Source organism: Streptomyces sp. DT224, from assembly GCF_049844595.1.
Lineage (GTDB): Bacteria > Actinomycetota > Actinomycetes > Streptomycetales > Streptomycetaceae > Streptomyces.
The window spans coordinates 351431-369401 of the sequence record NZ_JBNCLI010000005.1; the positions used below are offsets into that span (position 1 = coordinate 351431).

General features: G+C 72.0%; 15 protein-coding genes. 9 read left to right on the forward strand and 6 right to left on the reverse strand.

Translation table 11 applies throughout. From position 1 onward, the window contains the following. Positions 1-111: 111 nt before the first annotated feature. The 3 genes from ACLQ2N_RS14785 to pdhA are packed head-to-tail and all read right to left on the reverse strand — an operon-like array spanning position 112 to position 3725. Positions 112-1566, reverse strand: a complete 1455-nt coding sequence (locus ACLQ2N_RS14785; protein WP_425812920.1) for a dihydrolipoamide acetyltransferase family protein — start codon at positions 1564-1566, stop codon at positions 112-114. Between the two features lie 12 nt (positions 1567-1578). Continuing rightward, complete coding sequence (locus ACLQ2N_RS14790; RefSeq protein ID WP_018101959.1) at positions 1579-2559, reverse strand: alpha-ketoacid dehydrogenase subunit beta; 981 nt, start codon at positions 2557-2559, stop codon at positions 1579-1581. A gap of 2 nt (positions 2560-2561) precedes the next feature. Further along, positions 2562-3725, reverse strand: coding sequence for a pyruvate dehydrogenase (acetyl-transferring) E1 component subunit alpha (gene pdhA / locus ACLQ2N_RS14795; RefSeq protein ID WP_365677023.1), 1164 nt, complete (start codon positions 3723-3725; stop codon positions 2562-2564). Between the two features lie 340 nt (positions 3726-4065). On the opposite strand from pdhA, the gene ACLQ2N_RS14800 reads away from it, so the two are divergent. From ACLQ2N_RS14800 to ACLQ2N_RS14810, 3 genes are all read left to right on the forward strand, one after another. Next, positions 4066-4725 (forward strand): response regulator, encoded by a 660-nt coding sequence (locus ACLQ2N_RS14800; protein ID WP_425812923.1) that lies wholly within the window; start codon positions 4066-4068, stop codon positions 4723-4725. Between the two features lie 76 nt (positions 4726-4801). Next, the gene (locus ACLQ2N_RS14805) at positions 4802-5227 is read left to right on the forward strand and encodes a pyridoxamine 5'-phosphate oxidase family protein (RefSeq protein ID WP_425812925.1); all 426 of its coding nucleotides are present in this window, start codon (positions 4802-4804) and stop codon (positions 5225-5227) included. Between the two features lie 63 nt (positions 5228-5290). Beyond that, on the forward strand, positions 5291-6292 hold the full coding sequence (locus tag ACLQ2N_RS14810) for a phosphotransferase (RefSeq protein ID WP_425813228.1): 1002 nt from the start codon (positions 5291-5293) through the stop codon (positions 6290-6292). 193 nt (positions 6293-6485) lie between these two features. On the opposite strand, the gene ACLQ2N_RS14815 is transcribed toward ACLQ2N_RS14810, so the two are convergent. Continuing rightward, complete coding sequence (locus ACLQ2N_RS14815) at positions 6486-8189, reverse strand: protein kinase domain-containing protein (protein WP_425812927.1); 1704 nt, start codon at positions 8187-8189, stop codon at positions 6486-6488. A gap of 351 nt (positions 8190-8540) precedes the next feature. On the opposite strand from ACLQ2N_RS14815, the gene ACLQ2N_RS14820 reads away from it, so the two are divergent. The 6 genes from ACLQ2N_RS14820 (at position 8541) to ACLQ2N_RS14845 (ending at position 15799) form a co-directional block, all read left to right on the forward strand. Next, positions 8541-10187, forward strand: coding sequence for a protein kinase domain-containing protein (locus ACLQ2N_RS14820; protein WP_425812929.1), 1647 nt, complete (start codon positions 8541-8543; stop codon positions 10185-10187). A 161-nt stretch (positions 10188-10348) separates the two neighbouring features. Continuing rightward, positions 10349-10804: a hypothetical protein gene (locus ACLQ2N_RS14825; protein WP_425812931.1), complete on the forward strand. Its 456-nt coding sequence runs from the start codon at positions 10349-10351 to the stop codon at positions 10802-10804. Between the two features lie 73 nt (positions 10805-10877). Then, positions 10878-11501, forward strand: coding sequence for a PadR family transcriptional regulator (locus ACLQ2N_RS14830; RefSeq protein WP_425812933.1), 624 nt, complete (start codon positions 10878-10880; stop codon positions 11499-11501). 40 nt (positions 11502-11541) lie between these two features. After that, the gene (locus ACLQ2N_RS14835) at positions 11542-12309 is read left to right on the forward strand and encodes an ABC transporter ATP-binding protein (RefSeq protein ID WP_425812935.1); all 768 of its coding nucleotides are present in this window, start codon (positions 11542-11544) and stop codon (positions 12307-12309) included. After that, entirely contained in the window at positions 12306-15158 is a 2853-nt protein-coding gene (locus tag ACLQ2N_RS14840; RefSeq protein ID WP_425812937.1) for an FtsX-like permease family protein, read from the forward strand. The genes ACLQ2N_RS14835 and ACLQ2N_RS14840 overlap by 4 nt, the downstream gene beginning before the upstream one ends. Before the next feature lie 95 nt (positions 15159-15253). Further along, positions 15254-15799: a bacterial proteasome activator family protein gene (locus ACLQ2N_RS14845; RefSeq protein ID WP_073966598.1), complete on the forward strand. Its 546-nt coding sequence runs from the start codon at positions 15254-15256 to the stop codon at positions 15797-15799. A gap of 66 nt (positions 15800-15865) precedes the next feature. On the opposite strand, the gene ACLQ2N_RS14850 is transcribed toward ACLQ2N_RS14845, so the two are convergent. Continuing rightward, positions 15866-16855, reverse strand: a complete 990-nt coding sequence (locus ACLQ2N_RS14850; RefSeq protein ID WP_425812939.1) for an NAD(P)H-quinone oxidoreductase — start codon at positions 16853-16855, stop codon at positions 15866-15868. Between the two features lie 32 nt (positions 16856-16887). Beyond that, positions 16888-17961: a potassium channel family protein gene (locus ACLQ2N_RS14855; protein WP_425813230.1), complete on the reverse strand. Its 1074-nt coding sequence runs from the start codon at positions 17959-17961 to the stop codon at positions 16888-16890. Between the last annotated feature and the right edge of the window lie 10 nt (positions 17962-17971).

Below are 17971 nucleotides of genomic sequence, written 5' to 3' on the forward strand. Positions count from 1 at the left end.
GTCCCTGTTACACAGCCGGGGGAAGACCGTGGCATCCCGTCCGGCGTGGGCTGCGACGGACACGGAGAGGGGCCCGCGCGAACCTCGCGCGGGCCCCTCTCCAACGGACGACTACGCCCAGGTGATCAGCCGCTTCGGCTGCTCCAGGATCGCGGCGATGTCCGCCAGGAACCTGGAGCCCAGCTCGCCGTCGATCAGGCGGTGGTCGAACGACAGGGCCAGCGTGGTCACCTGACGGGGCTTCACCTTGCCCTTGTGGACCCAGGGCTGGAGCTTGATCGCGCCGACCGCGAGGATCGCGGACTCGCCCGGGTTGAGGATCGGCGTACCGGTGTCGACGCCGAAGACGCCCACGTTGGTGATGGTCACCGTGCCGCCCGCCATCGCGGCCGGGGACGTCCTGCCCTCCCGGGCCGTGGCGACCAGCTCGCCCAGGGACGCGGCCAGCTGCGGCAGCGTCTGGTCCTGGGCGTCCTTGATGTTCGGGACGATCAGGCCGCGCGGAGTGGCGGCGGCGATGCCCAGGTTCACGTAGTGCTTCTGGACGATCTCCTGGTTCGCCTCGTCCCAGACCGCGTTGACCCCGGGGTTCCGCTTGATCGCGACCAGGAGGGCCTTGGCGATGAGGAGGAGCGGGTTGACCCGCACCCCCGCCATGTCCTTGTCCTCCTTCAGCTCCGCCACGAGCTTCATCGTGCGCGTCACGTCGACGGTCACGAACTCGGTGACGTGCGGAGCGGTGAACGCGCTGCCGACCATGGCCTGCGCGATGGCCTTGCGCACGCCCTTGACCGGGATGCGCGTCTCGCGGGTGCCGGCCGGGACGGGAGCGGGGGCCTGCACGGGGGCCGGGGCCTCGACGGACGGCTCAGGCACCGAGGGCGTTGAAGGCGTTGAAGGCGCCGAAGGCGCGACGGGCGTCGCCGCCGCATGCACGTCCTCGCGCGTGATGACCCCGCCCGTGCCGGTCGGGGTGACCGTCGCCAGGTCGATGCCCAGGTCCTTCGCGAGCTTGCGGACCGGCGGCTTGGCCAGCGGACGGGCCTCCGGAAGCGCCGCCGTGCCCTGGCCGTTCAGCTCGGCCTGGACGGCGGCGGGCGCGGCGGCCGGGGGCGCGGTCTCGGCGCCCTTGCGGGCCCGCCGCTTCGTGGAGGACTCGGCCACGCCGTAACCCACGAGGACGGGCTGGCGGCCCTTGGGCGCCTCGGCCTCGGGAGCGGCGGCGGCTTCGGGAGCGGCGGCGGCCTCGGGGGCCGGAGCGGCGGCCGGCTCCTCGGCGCCGGAGTCCGACCCCGGCGCCACGTCCACCGCGATGATCACCTGGCCCACGTCGACCGTGGTGCCCTCGGGGAAGCGCAGTTCGTGGACGACGCCGTCGAACGGGATCGGCAGCTCCACGGCGGCCTTCGCGGTCTCGACCTCGCAGACGACCTGGCCGTCCGTGACGGTGTCGCCGGGCTGGACGTACCACTTGAGGATCTCGGCCTCGGTCAGTCCCTCGCCCACGTCGGGCATCTTGAACTCACGGAAGCGAGCAGCGTTGGAAGTGTCGGTCATCGTGGTCACGCTCCTCTCTCCTCAGTACGCCAGCGAGCGGTCGACGGCGTCGAGCACCCGGTCCAGGCCCGGCAGGTACTCCTCCTCCAGCCGCGCCGGCGGGTACGGGGCGTGGTAGCCGCCGACCCGCAGCACGGGCGCCTCCAGGTGGTAGAAGCACCGCTCCGTGATGCGGGCGGCGATCTCGGCCCCGGAGCCGTAGAAGACGGGTGCCTCGTGGACGACGACCAGGCGGCGGGTCTTCTCGACCGACGCCTGGATGGTGTCGAAGTCGATCGGGGACATCGAGCGCAGGTCCACGACCTCGACCGACTTGCCCTCCTCCTGGGCGGCCGCGGCGGCCTCCAGGCAGACCTTCACCATCGGGCCGTACGCGGCGAGCGTGAGGTCCGTGCCGGTGCGGGCGACGGCCGCCGCGTGCAGCGCGCCCGGGATGGACTCGGTGTCGACCTCGCCCTTGTCCCAGTAACGCCGCTTCGGCTCGAAGAAGATGACCGGGTCGTCGCTCTGGACGGCCTGCTGCATCATCCAGTACGCGTCCGACGCGTTGGAGGGGGAGACCACCTTCAGGCCCGCGACGTGCGCGAACAGTGCCTCGGGCGACTCGCTGTGGTGCTCGACGGCGCCGATGCCGCCGCCGTAGGGGATGCGCACGACGACGGGGAGCTTGATCTTGCCGAGCGCGCGGGCGTGCATCTTCGCGAGCTGCGTGACGATCTGGTCGTACGCGGGGAAGACGAAGCCGTCGAACTGGATCTCAACGACCGGCCGGTAGCCGCGCAGGGCGAGGCCGATCGCCGTGCCGACGATGCCGGACTCGGCGAGCGGGGTGTCGATGACGCGGTCCTCGCCGAAGTCCTTCTGCAGGCCGTCGGTGATCCGGAAGACGCCGCCGAGCTTGCCGACGTCCTCACCCATGATGAGGACCTTCGGGTCGGTGTCGAGGGCCTTGCGCAGCGACTCGTTGAGCGCCTTCGCGAGGGACATCTTTTCCACGGCCATGGTTACTTGCCCTCCTCGGCGAACGAAGCCTGGTAGGCGGCGAACTCGGCGCGCTCCTCGTCGACGAGCGGGTTCCCGTCGGCGTAGACGTGGTCGAACATCGCCATCCGGTCCGGGTCGGGCATCGCCCGTACGGCCTCGCGGACGCGCTTGCCGAGGGCCTCGCTCTCCTCGTCCAGGGCGGTGAAGAACGCCTCGTCGGCCGCGCCCTGCTTCTCCAGGTACGCGCGCAGGCGCAGGATCGGGTCCTTCGCCTCCCAGGACGCGCGCTCCTCGTCGGCCCGGTACTTCGTCGGGTCGTCCGAGGTGGTGTGCGCGCCCATGCGGTACGTGAACGCCTCGACCAGCGTCGGGCCCTCGCCGCGCCGGGCGCGCTCCAGGGCGGAGCGGGTGACGGCCAGGCAGGCCAGGACGTCGTTGCCGTCGACGCGGACGCCGGGGAAGCCGAAGCCCTGGGCGCGCTGGTAGAGCGGCACCCGGGTCTGCTTCTCGGTGGGCTCGGAGATCGCCCACTGGTTGTTCTGGCAGAAGAAGACGACCGGGGCGTTGTAGACGGCGGAGAAGGTGAACGCCTCCGCCACGTCGCCCTGGCTGGACGCGCCGTCGCCGAAGTACGCGATCACGGCCGAGTCCGCGCCGTCCTTGGCCACGCCCATGGCGTAACCCGTGGCGTGCAGGGTCTGCGAGCCGATGACGATCGTGTACAGGTGGAAGTTGTTGCTGTTCGGGTCCCAGCCGCCGTGGTTCACACCGCGGAACATCCCGAGCAGGTTGGTCGGATCGACGCCCCGGCACCAGGCCACACCGTGCTCACGGTAGGTCGGGAAGACGTAGTCGTCGTCGCGCAGGGCCCGTCCCGAACCGATCTGGGCGGCCTCCTGGCCCAGCAGCGAGGCCCACAGGCCCAGCTCGCCCTGGCGCTGGAGGGCGGTGGCCTCGGCGTCGAAGCGGCGGGTGAGGACCATGTCCCGGTACAGGCCGCGCAGCTCTTCCGCGCTCAGGTCGATCGAGTAGTCCGGGTGCTCGACGCGCTCGCCCTCGGGCGTCAGCAGCTGTACGAGCTCGGGCGTCGAACCCTCCGGCGTCTTCGCGGGCGTTTTCGCGGCGCTGGTCCGCTTGCTGCTGCGTCGCGGTTTACGCGCGGCAGCAGTGCTCTCCACGGTCACGTGCGTGCTCCTCCGTCGGTCCGGCCCCCGGGGTCTGCCGGGAGACCAGTGCGGCTCGCCTGTGTCCGTACCCGTGCACGGGGTGGGTGCCGCTCGGTCCGGGAAACAGGCGTGACAGGTGCCCCGGCGAGCGCCCTGTCCAAGGCACGTTACCCAGTGGGCCCCATAACTGCGAAACCCTCCCTGACCTGCGATTTTGCTTGGATATCCAAGTAAATCGAGGAATTCGGGAAGTCTCGCTGGTCACAGCACTGATCACAGCCTCGCAGGCCGCCGGAACAACGGCACGTTATCCCGCCCGGCAGCGGCAGGGAAGGGGCGAGTGTGTGAGACTGCGATTGTGCGCGAAAATGGAAAAATCACCGTATTCCTACTCGACGATCATGAAGTAGTCCGACGCGGGGTCCATGAGCTGCTCTCGATGGAGGACGACATCGAGGTGGTCGGCGAGGCGGGCACGGCGGCCGACGCGCTGGTGCGGATTCCGGCGGTCCGCCCCGACGTGGCCGTGCTCGACGTACGGCTGCCGGACGGCAGCGGCGTCGAGGTCTGCCGCGAGATCCGGTCCCAGGACGACTCCGTCAACTGCCTGATGCTGACGTCGTACGCGGACGACGAGGCCCTGTTCGACGCGATCATGGCGGGCGCCGCGGGCTACGTCCTCAAGGCGATCCGGGGCAACGAGCTGCTGGCGGCGGTCCGGGACGTGGCGGCCGGGAAGTCGCTGCTGGACCCGGTCGCGACCGCGCGGGTGCTGGAGCGGCTGCGCGACGGGAAGCGCGGGCGGGACGACGAGAAGCTGGCGAACCTCACGGACCAGGAGCGCAAGATCCTGGACCTGATCGGCGAGGGGCTGACCAACCGCGTGATCGGCGAGCGGCTGCACCTCGCCGAGAAGACGATCAAGAACTACGTCTCCAGCCTGCTGTCCAAGCTGGGCATGGAGCGCCGCTCGCAGGCCGCCGCCTACGTGGCACGGCTCCAGGCGGAGAAGCGCTGAGAAGGACTTTGGTCCCGGTGAAACGGGGGCCCCGGCCTCTTATCCGGCCCACACGGACTGGCCGACAGTGGAAGGCATGTCCACCGAGGAACTCCACGCGATCGACCTGCTCGGCCGGGTCCCCTACGGCCGGCTGGCGACCAGCATGCGGGCCCTCCCGATCCTGACGGTGGCCCGGCACATCGTCATCGACGGGCGCGTCGTGCTGCGCATGCACAGCGGGCTCGGCCACCACGGCGCCTGCGACGGCGCGGTCGTGGCCTACGGCGCGGACAACTTCAACACCGCCCCCGTCGGCACGGAGGACCTGTGGTCCGTGCAGTTCACCGGGCCCGCGCGGGTCGTGGAGCCCACCCCCGCCCAGCGCGAGCGCTTCGGGCCGCCGCCCGTCGAGGTCAACGGCGAGCCGTTCGCTCCCTCGTACCTCTGGCTCGAACCTCACTTCGTCACGGTGCACACTCTGGACTTCCACGCAAGCCGGCAGATCCGCAACGCAGCGTGATCTAACATCTGACGCGTGTCGCGCTCATCTGTCGCCTCCCCGCCGGTCCCGCCGGTCGGCGAGGTGCTTCGCCGTTACCCGGGCGCCGGTGAGCCCCTCACCTGCGCCCCGCTCTCCCAGGGCCTGCTCAACCACGGTTACCGGGTGTCCACCACGCGGGGCTCGTACTTCCTCAAGCACCACTCGGACGACACCACCCGCGACCGCGCCACCATCGTCCGCCAGCACCGCGCGACCCGGCGCCTCCAGTCACTCGGAGTGCCCGTCGCCCCGCCCGTCCGGGCCCGCGACGGCGAGACCGTCACCGAGATCGCCGGCCGCTGCTACGCCCTCCACCCCTGGGTCGACGGCCTGCACCGGGGCGGCGCCCAGCTCACCCCCGCCCAGTCGACGCGTCTCGGGGCGCTCCTCGGAGCCGTACACACGGGTCTTGAGCAGGTCATGGGATCCGAGCGCGATACGGGGACCGGGGGCGGGCATCCGCCCGGTTACGCGAGCCCGGAGGCGGCCGACACCTACGCGCTGATCGGCGACCTGCTCGCCGCCGCGCGCGGACGCGACGGCCGGGACGCCTTCGACGAGCTCGCCGAGCACCGGCTGCGCGAGCGGCGCGTCCTGCTCGAACGGTACGCCGACCGCCGGCCGCCCGACCCGGGGGCGCCCGCGACCGGCTGGGTGCACGGCGACTTCCACCCGCTGAACGTGCTCTACCGGGGCGCCGACCCGGTCGCGATCCTCGACTGGGACCGGCTGGCCGTCCAGCCCCGGGCGGAGGAGGCGGTCCGGGCGGCGGCGATCTTCTTCGTGCAGCCGGCCGGCGCCCTGGACCTGGCGAAGGTGCGCGCCTACGCCCGGGCCTACCGGCGGGCGGCCGGGGCGGACGCCGCCGAACTGGCGGCGGCCGTGCACCGCGTCTGGTGGGAGCGGCTCAACGACTTCTGGATACTGCGCTGGCGCTACTGCCTGAACGACCGGAGGGCCGACCCGCAGTTCCCCGCGGTGTCGGCCCTGGCGGTCTGGTGGACCCGTGAGTACGAGGCGGTGCGCGCGGCCTTCACGGGCTGAGCGGGGCAGGCCCTGGCTAGGGCGTGTTTCGAAAGTCCCGCCTGTCCCGCGACGCCTGGCACGCACGCTCGCCGCGTTGTCGGGATCACCCCGATACACCCAGTATCGGGGTGCCCCTCCGCCTTGCGATCGCACGCACCAGACGCCGCCGGACCCGCCCTACGGGCGGACGGCGCTACTTTCGAAACACGCCCTAGTTGCCCGTGGCCGAGCCCGCCGCTCCACCGGGCGCTCCGGTCGCGCCTGCCGCGGCGCCGCCGGGGGCGCCCTCCGAACCCTCGGCCGCGCCCTCGCTGGTGCCGGCGTCGGTGCCCTCGCTCGTGCCGGTGCCGGTACTGGTGCCGTCGCTGGTCCCGGTGCTGGTGCCGTCGCTGCTTCCGGTGTCGCCGGTGTCCCCCGTACTGCCACCGCCGGAACCGTTGTCGTTCCCGCCGGTGCCGTTGTCTCCGTCGTCACCGCCGTCCGCGCCGGCGTTGTCCGAGCCGCCCGTGCCCGGCTGGGGCGAGGAGGCGGTCGGGGACTCGGAGGTCTTGCTCGGCGGGGGCGACGGCGGCCAGGTGTCGTCGCCCCAGTCGCCGCCGGTGCCGCCGCCCGGCTGCTGGGTGTCGTCCTCGGTGGCGTCGGGGGTCGGGGTGGGCGAGTCCTTCGTGGGCGTCGGCGAACTGGAGGTCTCCGTGGGCTGCTTCTCGTGCTTCTGGCCGCCCCCGTTCGCCGCGTTGAGCGCGATGGCCACGCCCGCGCCGATCGCGACCAGGGCGAGCACGACGAACAGCCACAGCTTGCCGCGCCCGCCGCCGCCCTGCCGGGTACTGCCCCCGTCGTACCCCCCGTCGTCCGGGTTCATCGGCGGCAGGATCGGCGCCTGCGAGGTGTCCCCGTGCTGCGGGTAGCCGCCCATGGCGCGGGTGGCGCCGGCCATACCGCCGGGCGGGGTGCCGGGCCCGTCGTTGAGAACGACCGGGCCGGTGTTCCACGTACCGGTGTGGCCGCCCTGCACCTGGAGCATCTGTAGGCCGTACTGGACCAGGCCGCGCATCTCCTCGGCGCTCTGGAAGCGGTCGTCCGGGTCCTTCGCCAGCGAGCGCATGACGAGCCCGTCCAGCTCCGGCGGCACCGAGTCCAGGATCCGCGACGGCGGAACCGGGGTGTCCTGCACGTGCTGGTACACCACGGACAGCGGCGTCTCACCCGTGAAGGGGGGCCGCAGCGCCAGCAGTTCGTACAGCAGGCAGCCGGTGGCGTACAGGTCGGAGCGGTGGTCGACGGCCTTGCCGAGCGCCTGCTCGGGGGAGAGGTACTGCGGCGTGCCCATGACCATGCCGGTCTGCGTCATCGTGGACTGCGCGCCGTGCAGCGCGCGGGCGATGCCGAAGTCCATCACCTTGACCGCGCCGGAGTGGGTGATGATCACGTTCGCGGGCTTGATGTCGCGGTGCACGATGCCGTGCTGGTGCGAGTAGGCCAGCGCCTCCAGGACCCCGGAGACGATGATCAGCGCCTGCTCCGGCGGCGGGGCCTCGGCGTTGATCAGCAGGTCGCGGATGGTGCGGCCCTCGACCAGCTCCATCACGATGTACGGAACGGTCTGGCCGGCGACGGTGTCCTCGCCGGAGTCGTACACCGCGACGACCGCGTGGTGGTTGAGCCCGGCGACCGACTGCGCCTCGCGCGTGAAGCGGGCCTTGGAGACCGGGTCCTCGGCGAGGTCGGAGCGCAGCAGCTTCACCGCGACGGTGCGCCCGAGCCGGACGTCCTCCGCCGCGAACACCTCGGCCATGCCGCCCCGGCCGAGCCGGTGGGTCAGCCGGTACCGTCCGTCGCCGACGACCCCGCCGATGCCCCAGGAATCGGTGCCATCCGGAACGCCGCCGCCGTTTGCTTCGGGTTCGGGTGCCATCAGTCCTCGCCGTCGTATCTGTCCGCGTCCGTCCGCGCGTCCGCGGGGTCTCACGGTGCCTTGCTGCGTCGCCGGCTGCGCTGCCGGCCGCATTGCCCCGTCACGCTACAGCCTCGGTAGGACAGGCCGATTCGGCGCCGGACCGGCCATCCAATCGGCTGGCGCGCCGCCGACGCAAATTCCATGCCGGTCCTGTAACGCTTCCGAGACGCTTCCAGCGCGTACGGTCACGGAACGGGCACCCGGCTTGACGTGTCGTACCCCTACGGCAGACTTGGCCAGTAATTACGGATCATCGCGTGAGTCGCGCGCCGAGTTCCCGGGAGTCGCGCGCCGAGGGGGAAGCAAGTCATGAGCCACGACGGCGCACACGGTTCGCCGGGTCGGTACGCGGGCGGTTCCGTCGCCGGCGGCCGCTACCAGCTGCGCGACCTGCTCGGCGAAGGCGGGATGGCGTCCGTATACCTGGCGTACGACTCCGCCCTCGACCGGCAGGTCGCGATCAAGACGCTCCACACCGAGCTGGGCCGCGAGCAGTCGTTCCGCGAGCGCTTCCGCCGCGAGGCCCAGGCCGTGGCCAAGCTCCAGCACACCAACATCGTCTCGGTGTTCGACACGGGCGAGGACGAGCTCGGCGGCGCGCTGATGCCGTACATCGTCATGGAGTACGTCGAGGGTCAGCCGCTCGGCTCCGTGCTCGCGGCGGACATCCGCGCCCAGGGCGCGATGCCGGCCGACAAGGCGCTCAAGGTGACCTCGGACGTGCTGGCCGCGCTCGACACCAGCCACGAGATGGGCCTGGTGCACCGCGACATCAAGCCGGGCAACGTCATGGTGACCAAGCGCGGTGTCGTGAAGGTCATGGACTTCGGCATCGCCCGCGCCATGCAGTCGGGTGTGACGTCGATGACGCAGACCGGCATGGTCGTCGGCACCCCGCAGTACCTCTCCCCCGAGCAGGCCCTCGGCCGCGGGGTGGACGCGCGCTCCGACCTGTACTCGGTCGGCATCATGCTCTTCCAGCTGCTGACCGGGCGTCTCCCCTTCGACGCGGACTCCCCGCTCGCCATCGCGTACGCGCATGTGCAGGAGGAGCCGGTCGCCCCGTCCACGATCAACCGCTCGCTGACGCCGGCGATGGACGCCCTCGTCGCCCGCGCGCTCAAGAAGAACCCGAACGAGCGCTTCCCGAGCGCGGCGGCCATGCAGGACGAGATCGCGCGCGTGCTCAGCGCGAGCGGCCACACCGGTGCCCCGGTGATCGTCGGTGACGGGGGCGCCCCGGCCAACAGCGGCTCCGGCGTCGGCTCGGCGGTCTTCCCGCCGGTCGACCAGTCCGCGCCGGCCCCGCACAGCGTCCAGACGCCGTACCAGCCGGGCCCGTACCAGCCCCAGCCCGGCCCGTACGGCCCGGCGACGCCGGCCCCGGCCACCAACCCGTCGTACGGCTACCCGCAGACGGCAGCCCCGGCGTACCAGAGCCCGGGGCCGATGCAGCACCAGACGCAGACGCCCGCGCCGTACACGGTCTCCCCGCAGACGACCTCGTCCCCGGCCTCGGGCGGCGGCTCCAAGCGGAACATGCCGGTGATCATCGGCTCGATCGTCGTCGCGCTGGTCGCGATCGGCGGCCTGATCACGGTCATCGCGCTCAACGGCGACGACAAGGGCGGCGCGGACGCGAAGGCCACCGAGTCCCCGGCCGGCGAGCACCGCGATCCGGAGCGGAACCGGACGATGAAGACGGAGGACTGCACGGAGGCCCACGAGGACTTGGACGACCCGAGCAAGGTCGACGCTCCGAGCTTCATGTACAAGGACATCCTCTCCGCACGCGCCTGCGCGGACGCGGCGGGCTGGACGCTCAAGGTGAAGAAGGTCGCGGGCAACGCCTACGCGGAGGACCAGGTCGTCAACCAGTTCCCGTCCCCTGGGGCGGCGGTTCCGGAGACCGGCGCGCACTTCGAGCTGGAGATCGCGACGGGCGACCCCGCGTAGGGCCTTTCGTTCGCACCGGACCCCGCGAGCCCGGCGTGATCCATGCACCAGACCCCGCAGGCCCGGCGTGATCCGCCGGACACGCCCTGGTCCGCGCGCTCCCGCCATCCTTACGCCTCACCCGGGATGCCGCTCGTGCCGTCCCGTGTGACGGTGACCGCATGGCTTCGGGACGGCTCCGCGCGCGCTGCTCCCGGGGCGTGGTCTGTCTGGTGCTGACGGCGGCCGCGGCCCTGGGTGCCGCCGCCCCAGGCGTTTCCGGGCCGGCCTCCCCCTCTCCCTCGTCCAGTGGTTCACCGCACGCCGGGGAGATGCAGTCCCCGCTCGCCGGGTGGCCCGCCGGGGCCGGACGGGAGCGGCCCGGGCGGTCGGCGGCCGAGGTGGCGCGCCAGGACGCGCTGGACGACCGGGAGCCGCAGCCCTCGCCGTCCGAGTCCGCCGCCGTGCTGGCCTTCACTCCTGACCCGGACGACTTCCGTGATCCTCCGCCCGCGGGCCGGCAGGCCCTGAGCGGGGCGGCCGTGCGGCGGTTCCAGCAGCTGTCACTCGGTGCGGGGATCGCCCTGGTCGGGCTGGGTCTCGGCTTCCTCGCGCTGCGGATGCGCCGGGCCGGCTGACCGTACGGCCCTCCTCTCGAACCGCCGGACCGGAGACTTGCGGTGATCAACATACTCGGTATACATACTCAGTATGTCGATCCGTCACGGGCTTCTCGCCCTCCTGGAGCGCGGGCCGCGTTACGGCTCCCAGCTCCGCACCGAATTCGAGTCGCGCACCGGCTCCACCTGGCCGCTCAACGTCGGGCAGGTGTACACGACGCTGAGCAGGCTGGAGCGCGACGGCCTGGTCGTCCAGGACGGCGAGGACGACCAGGGCCACGCCCTCTACTCGATCAGCGACGCCGGGCGCGCCGAACTGCGCACCTGGTTCGAGACGCCGGTCGACCGCAGCAGCCCGCCCCGTGACGAACTGGCCATCAAGCTGGCCATGGCGGTCGGGGCGCCCGGCGTCGACATCAAGGCCGTCATCCAGGCCCAGCGCCACCACACCGTGAAGGCCATGCAGGACTACACCCGCCTCAAGGCGCGGTCCCTCGCCCAGGCCCCCGCCAACCGCGACGAGGTGGCGTGGCTGCTCGTCGTGGAGCAGCTGATCTTCCAGGCCGAGGCCGAGGCGCGCTGGCTGGACCACTGCGAGGCGCGGCTGATCCGCCTCGCCGAGGCCGCCGCGAAGGAACCGGAGGAGGGCCCGTCCCCGGGCCCGGCCGCCCGCACCACGGCCCGGCCCTCCGGCCGGTCCCGCACGCGCCGCTGAGTCCGGCGCGCGCTCCATCCACCCGTTCCGAGAGGGAGCCATGTCCCTGCACGTCCCGTCCCCATCCGCCCCGCCCCTGCCGGTGGACGCACCGGTGCTCGAACTCCGCTCACTCACCCGCACCCACGGCACCGGCATCGCCGAGGTGCAGGCGCTGCGCGGCATCAGCCTGTCGGTGCACGCCGGTGAACTCGTCGCCGTCATGGGCCCGTCCGGATCGGGCAAGTCCACCCTGCTCACCCTCGCCGGCGGTCTCGACACCGCGAGCGGCGGCCAGGTGATCATCGAGGGCCAGGACATCTCCACGCTCGGCCGCAAGGGCCTCGCCGCCCTGCGCCGCCGCAGCGTCGGCTACGTCTTCCAGGACTACAACCTGATACCCGCCCTCACCGCCGCCGAGAACATCGCCCTGCCCCGCGAGCTCGACGGCGTCTCGGTCCGCAAGGCCCGCAAGGAGGCGCGCGCCGCGCTGGAGGAGATGAACCTCCTGGAGATCGCGGACCGCTTCCCGGACGAGATGTCCGGCGGTCAGCAGCAGCGCGTCGCCATCGCCCGCGCGCTGGTAGGGGACCGGCGCCTCGTCCTCGCCGACGAGCCGACCGGGGCGCTCGACTCCGAGACCGGCGAGGCCGTCCTCGCGCTCCTGCGCAACCGCTGCGACCAGGGCGCGGCGGGGGTGATGGTCACGCACGAACCGCGTTACGCGGCCTGGGCGGACCGGGTCGTCTTCCTCCGGGACGGTTCGATCGTGGACCAGACGCTGACGGCCGGGGCCGACTCGCTGCTGGACGCCGGGGGAGCCGAGTGAGCGTCTTCACGGGGTGGCGCGCCGCCCTCCGGATAGCCCGCCGCGACGCCCTGCGGGCCAAGGGCCGCAGCGCCCTGGTGGTCGCGATGATCGCGCTGCCGGTCCTCGGGGTGACGGCCGCCGACATCACGTACCGCAGTGCGGATCTGAGCCCGGCCGAGCAGCTGACGGCCGAGATCGGCTCGGCCGACGCGCTGTACAGCGACGCCGGTCTGGGGCCGATCCATCAGATGCCCGACGGCGACATGTACGACAGGGCGAGCGGCAAGGAACCCTCCGAGGCGCCGAAGCCGGTCGACATGCGTTCGGTGTTCCCGAAGGGCGTACGGGCGATCAGCGAGCAGTCCGTGTCCGCGACCGTCACCACCTCGTACGGCATCGCGAGCACCGAGATCATCGAGCTCAGGACCTCGGACCGGATGGTCCGGGGGCGGATCGATCTCGTCGGGGGCGCGTTCCCGCAGGCCACGGGCGAGCTGGTGGCCACTGAGGCGTTCCTGGAGTCGGCGGGGCTGCACGTGGGCTCCGACGTCGAGGTGACGACCTCCGGCAAGAAGTACACGATCACCGGTGCGGTCGAGCTGCCCGCCGACCTGTCGGCGAAGGCGCTGTACGCGGAACCGGGCGCGGTGATCGCCCCCTGGGCGGCCCTGGCCGAGCACGACAAGAAGGTGCCGGCGCCCCAGCCGGGCGAGACCCGGTGGCTGGTCGAGGGGGCCGGGGACGCCGGAATCGTCTGGCAGGACGTGCTGGCCGCCAACAAGGCCGGTGCCCTCGTCACCTCCCGGCAGGTCTTCGAGAACCCGCCGCCCGACTCCGAGGTCCCGCTGCTCCGGTCGAACCCGCAGTACGCCGTCGACCGCAGTTACGCCTCCGACGAGACCGATGCCGCCCTGATCACCGTCGTCGCGATGGCGCTCCTGGAGGTCGTGCTGCTGGCCGGTCCGGCGTTCGCCGTCGGCGCCCGCCGGTCCCGGCGCCAGCTGGGCCTGCTCGGCACGTGCGGCGGCGACCGGAGCCAGGTCCGCGCGGTCGTCCTCGGCGGCGGTGTCGTCCTCGGTGGCGTCGGCGCGGTCGCCGGTGTCGTGACCGGCCTGGTGCTGACGACGGTGTTCCGGCCGATGATCGAGGGCTGGGCCGGTCACCGCTTCGGGTCCCTCGCGCTGCACCCCGCCGACCTCCTGGTCATCGCCGTGCTCGGTCTGGTCACCGGCCTGCTGGCGGCGTTCGCCCCGGCGATCGTGGCCGGCCGGCAGTCGGTGCTGGAATCGCTGACCGGCCGGCGCGGGGTGCGCCGCAGCTCCCGGGTGCTGCCGATCACGGGGGCCTGTGTGCTCGCGGTCGGTGTGCTCGTCGCCGTGTACGGGGGCACCAGCGGCAACTCCGCGCTGGTCGCCGGCGGCTCGGTCGTCGCCGAGCTGGGCCTGCTGGCCTGCATCCCGGTGATCGTCGGGCTGCTGGGCCGGCTCGGGCGCAGGTTCCCGCTGTCGCCCCGGATGGCGCTGCGGGACGCGGCCCGCAACCGGGGCCGTACCGCTCCGGCGGTGGCCGCCGTGATGGCCGCGGTCGCGGGCTCCGTCGCCATCGCGACATACATGTCCAGCAGTCAGGCCGAGTCCGACTACGACTACATGCCCATGCTCACCGAGGGGACGATCTCCCTGTCGGCGGGCGACGCGGAGGCCGCCGAGCGGCTCCCGGCGGCCCGGTCCGCCGTCGAGCACAACATGGCGGTGACCGGTGGCCGGGCGGACATCTCCCGGGTGTGGGCGGGCAGCGACTGCAACGTCTACTACGAGGACGAGAGCGGCTGCGGCTCCATGACGCTGGTCAAGCCCACCGGCAAGGGCCACACCTGCCCGCTCGCCGGAAAGGGCGCCAAGGAATTGGCCGCGCGGCTCTCCGCCGACGAGCACCGGGCCATGATGCGGACCCCCGCCTGCGTGGACGTACGCTTCTCCGTCAGCACCTTTAGCTCGGACTCCAACAACATCGTCGTCGGCGACGCGGCCCTCCTCGACACGTATGTGAAGCTGCGCGACCCGGCGGCGGCCGCGGCCCTGAAGGCCGGCACCCCCGTCCTGCTCAACGAGGCGTACGCGGAGAACGGCGAGGTCACCCTCAAGGCCGTCCACCGGTACAGCCCCAAGGACACGAAGAACCGCAAGCTGCACCCCGGCAAGGCCCGGAAGACCACCGACCGGCTGAAGGTGTACGTCGCGAAGCCCGAGTACGCCACCACCCCCGGCATCCGCATGATCCTTCCGCAGCGGACCGCCGAACGCCTCGGCCTGTACACGCAGCCGTACGGCAGTGTGTACGCCGTCAGCCACCAGCCCACGGACGCGGAGAACCAGCGGACGTCGGCCACCATCGACCAGGCCGGCGGCGGACTCTGGGTGCAGTCCAACTCCGGCCCCAACGACCGGGGCAGCACCATTCTGCTGATCCTCACCCTGTTCGCCGGAGTGGTGACCGTGGGCGCGGCGGCGATCACGACCGGCCTGGCCAAGGCGGACGCGGAGGCAGATCTCACCACGCTCAGCGCGGTCGGCGCGCCACCGCGCGTGCGGCGGTCGCTCTCCGGCTTCCAGTGCCTGGTAGTGGCGCTGACCGGCGTACTGCTCGGAACGGCCGCGGGGCTGGTGCCCTCGGTGGCACTGCGCCTGGTCGATCTGCGCCAGGCCATGGAGCAGATGCGCGAGCAGCCCATGGAGTCCGCGTACACGCCGATCGTGCTGCCCTGGGCGACGATCGGGCTGCTGGCCGTGGCCGTCCCGCTGCTGGCGGGCGGGCTCGCGGCGGCGTTCACCCGCTCGCGGGTGGCCCTGGCACGCCGGGCCGGCTGAGAGCCGCTGAGCTGTTCGGTGCCCCCGGGGCGGTGGATCAACCGTTTCCGGGGGCACCACAGTGTTGAACACCGTGTGTGCGAGACAATGGCGGCATGGAGATGCCGAGGAATGAACGGTCGCAGGAGCACCCCCAGGTCCTCGTAGTGGGGCAGGACGGAATGGCGATCGGCGGCGGTGGCACTGACGACGAGTCGCGGGAGGTCCCGGTGACGGAGATGGTCGAGCAGCCCGCGAAGGTCATGCGGATCGGCAGCATGATCAAGCAGCTCCTGGAGGAGGTCAGGGCCGCTCCTCTGGACGAGGCGAGCCGGGTGCGCCTCAAGGAGATCCACGCCGGTTCCGTCAAGGAGCTGGAGGACGGCCTCGCGCCGGAGCTGGTGGAGGAGCTGGAGCGGCTGTCCCTGCCGTTCACCGAGGACTCGGTCCCCTCCGAAGCGGAGCTGCGGATCGCCCAGGCCCAGCTGGTGGGCTGGCTGGAGGGGCTGTTCCACGGCATCCAGACCGCGCTGTTCGCCCAGCAGATGGCGGCCCGCGCCCAGCTGGAGCAGATGCGCCGCGCCCTGCCGCCCGGCAGCGGCCCGGAGGAGGACGGCGGAATCGACCCGCACGGACCGGTCCGCTCGGGGCCGTACCTGTAACCGACCATGCATGAGGGGCCCGGCACACAGCGGTGTGCCGGGCCCCTCTCGTACGCGTGCGTGCGTTCAGGCGGCCGTCGGCGGCTGGAGCAGCACCTTGCCGATGTGGGTACTGGACTCCATGACACGGTGGCCCTCCGCCGCGTCCGGCATCGGCACCGTACGGTCGACCACCGGCTTCACTACGCCTTCCTCGATGAGCGGCCAGACGTGCTCGCGGACCGCCGCGACGATCGCGGCCTTCTCCGCGAGCGGGCGCACACGCAGCGAGGTCGCCGATACGGCCGCCCGCTTGTTGAGCAGCATGCCGAGGTTCAGTTCGCCCTTGGCGCCGCCCTGGAGCCCGATGATGGCGAGCCGGCCGTTGACGGCGAGTGCCTGCACGTTCCGGTCGAGGTACTTCGCGCCCATGTTGTCGAGAATGACGTCCGCGCCCGCCCCGGCCGTCACCTCTCGGATCTCCTCCACGAAGTCCTGCTCGCGGTAATTGATCAGGACATCCGCGCCCAGCTCCGCGCAGCGCGCCAGCTTGTCGGGGGTTCCGGCCGTCACGGCGACCCGTGCGCCGACGGCCTTGGCGAGCTGGATCGCCATCGTGCCGATGCCGCTGGACCCGCCGTGCACCAGCAGGGTCTCGGCGGGCCGGAGGTGGGCCACCAAGAACACGTTGGACCAGACCGTGGCCGTCACCTCGGGCAGCGCCGCGGCCCGCACGATGTCCAGGCCCTTGGGCACGGGGAGGAGCTGGCCCACCGGAACGGCGACCTTCTCCGCGTAACCGCCGCCCGCGAGGAGCGCGCACACCTCGTCGCCGACGGCCCAGCCGGTGACTCCGGGCCCGAGGGCGGAGATCCGGCCCGAGCACTCCAGGCCGGGGTAGGGGGACGCTCCCGGCGGCGGGTCGTAGAAGCCCTGCCGCTGGAGCACATCGGCCCGGTTGACCGCGCTCGCCACGACATCGACGAGGACCTCGCCCTCGCCGGGGACGGGATCGGGCACCTCGGCCCACACGAGCGCCTCGGGGCCACCGGGTTCGGGGATCGTGATCGCATGCATGGCCGCGAGGCTACTCCGTGGGCGGGGCGGTCTCAGGAACGCGGCATGCCCTGGTGCGGCGGAGTGACGGGCGGCTCGTTCGAGGCGCGGACGATGGTGATCAGGCGGTCCGTCAGCTGCAGGGGGCTCGCCGCCGGATCGTCGTAGCCGAGGAGCCGATGGCCTCGCAGCACGTTGACGACGAGGTCGTCGGTCTCCCGCACGTTCTTGCCGACCTCGCTCTTTATCACCGGCCGTTCGACCAGGTCGAGACCGCTGCCCTGCTGGATGAGGTCCTCCATGACCGTGCCCGCGCTGGGGCTGAGCACGGAGAGGCCGAGCAGTCGGCCCGCCGCACTGGCACTGGTGATGACGGCGTCCGCACCGGACTGCCGCAGCAGCGGGGCGTTCTCCTCCTCGCGGACCGCGGCCACGATCTTGGCGCTCCGGTTGAGCTGGCGGGCGGTCAGCGCGACCAGCACCGCGGTGTCGTCGCGCTGGGTGGCGATGATGACCTGACGGGCCTTCTGGAGTTCGGCCCGCAGCAGCACATCGCTGCGCGTGGCGTCCCCGACGACACCCGTGAAGCCCTCGGCGTTGGCGACCTCGATCACCTTGGACGCCGGATCCACGATGACGATCTGTTCCTTGCTCAGCCCGGTCGCGCACAGGGTCTGGATGGCCGAGCGGCCCTTCGTGCCGAACCCGACGACGACAGTATGGTCACGCAAGTTGGTTCTCCAACGCTTCAGCCGGAAGTCTTCCCGGGTCCGCTCCGTGAGGACCTCGAGGGTGGTGCCGACCAGGATGATGAGGAAGAGCACGCGCAGCGGTGTCACGAGCACCACATTGATGAGACGGGCCCCGTCGCTGTACGGGGTGATGTCGCCGTACCCGGTGGTGGAGAGGGTGACCGTCGCGTAGTACACCGCGTCCAGCAGGTCGACCTTGCCGTCGGCCGCGTCGTGGTAGCCGTCCCGGTCGATCCAGACGATGAACACCGTGATGGCCAGCACCATCAGAGCCATCATCAGCCGCTTGGCCACCTGCCGCGCCGGCCCGTCCACGACCCGGCGCGGGAGCATCACGCGGGTGGGAACGACTTGTTCGTCCGCCCGCCTGGCCATCGCGTCTTGG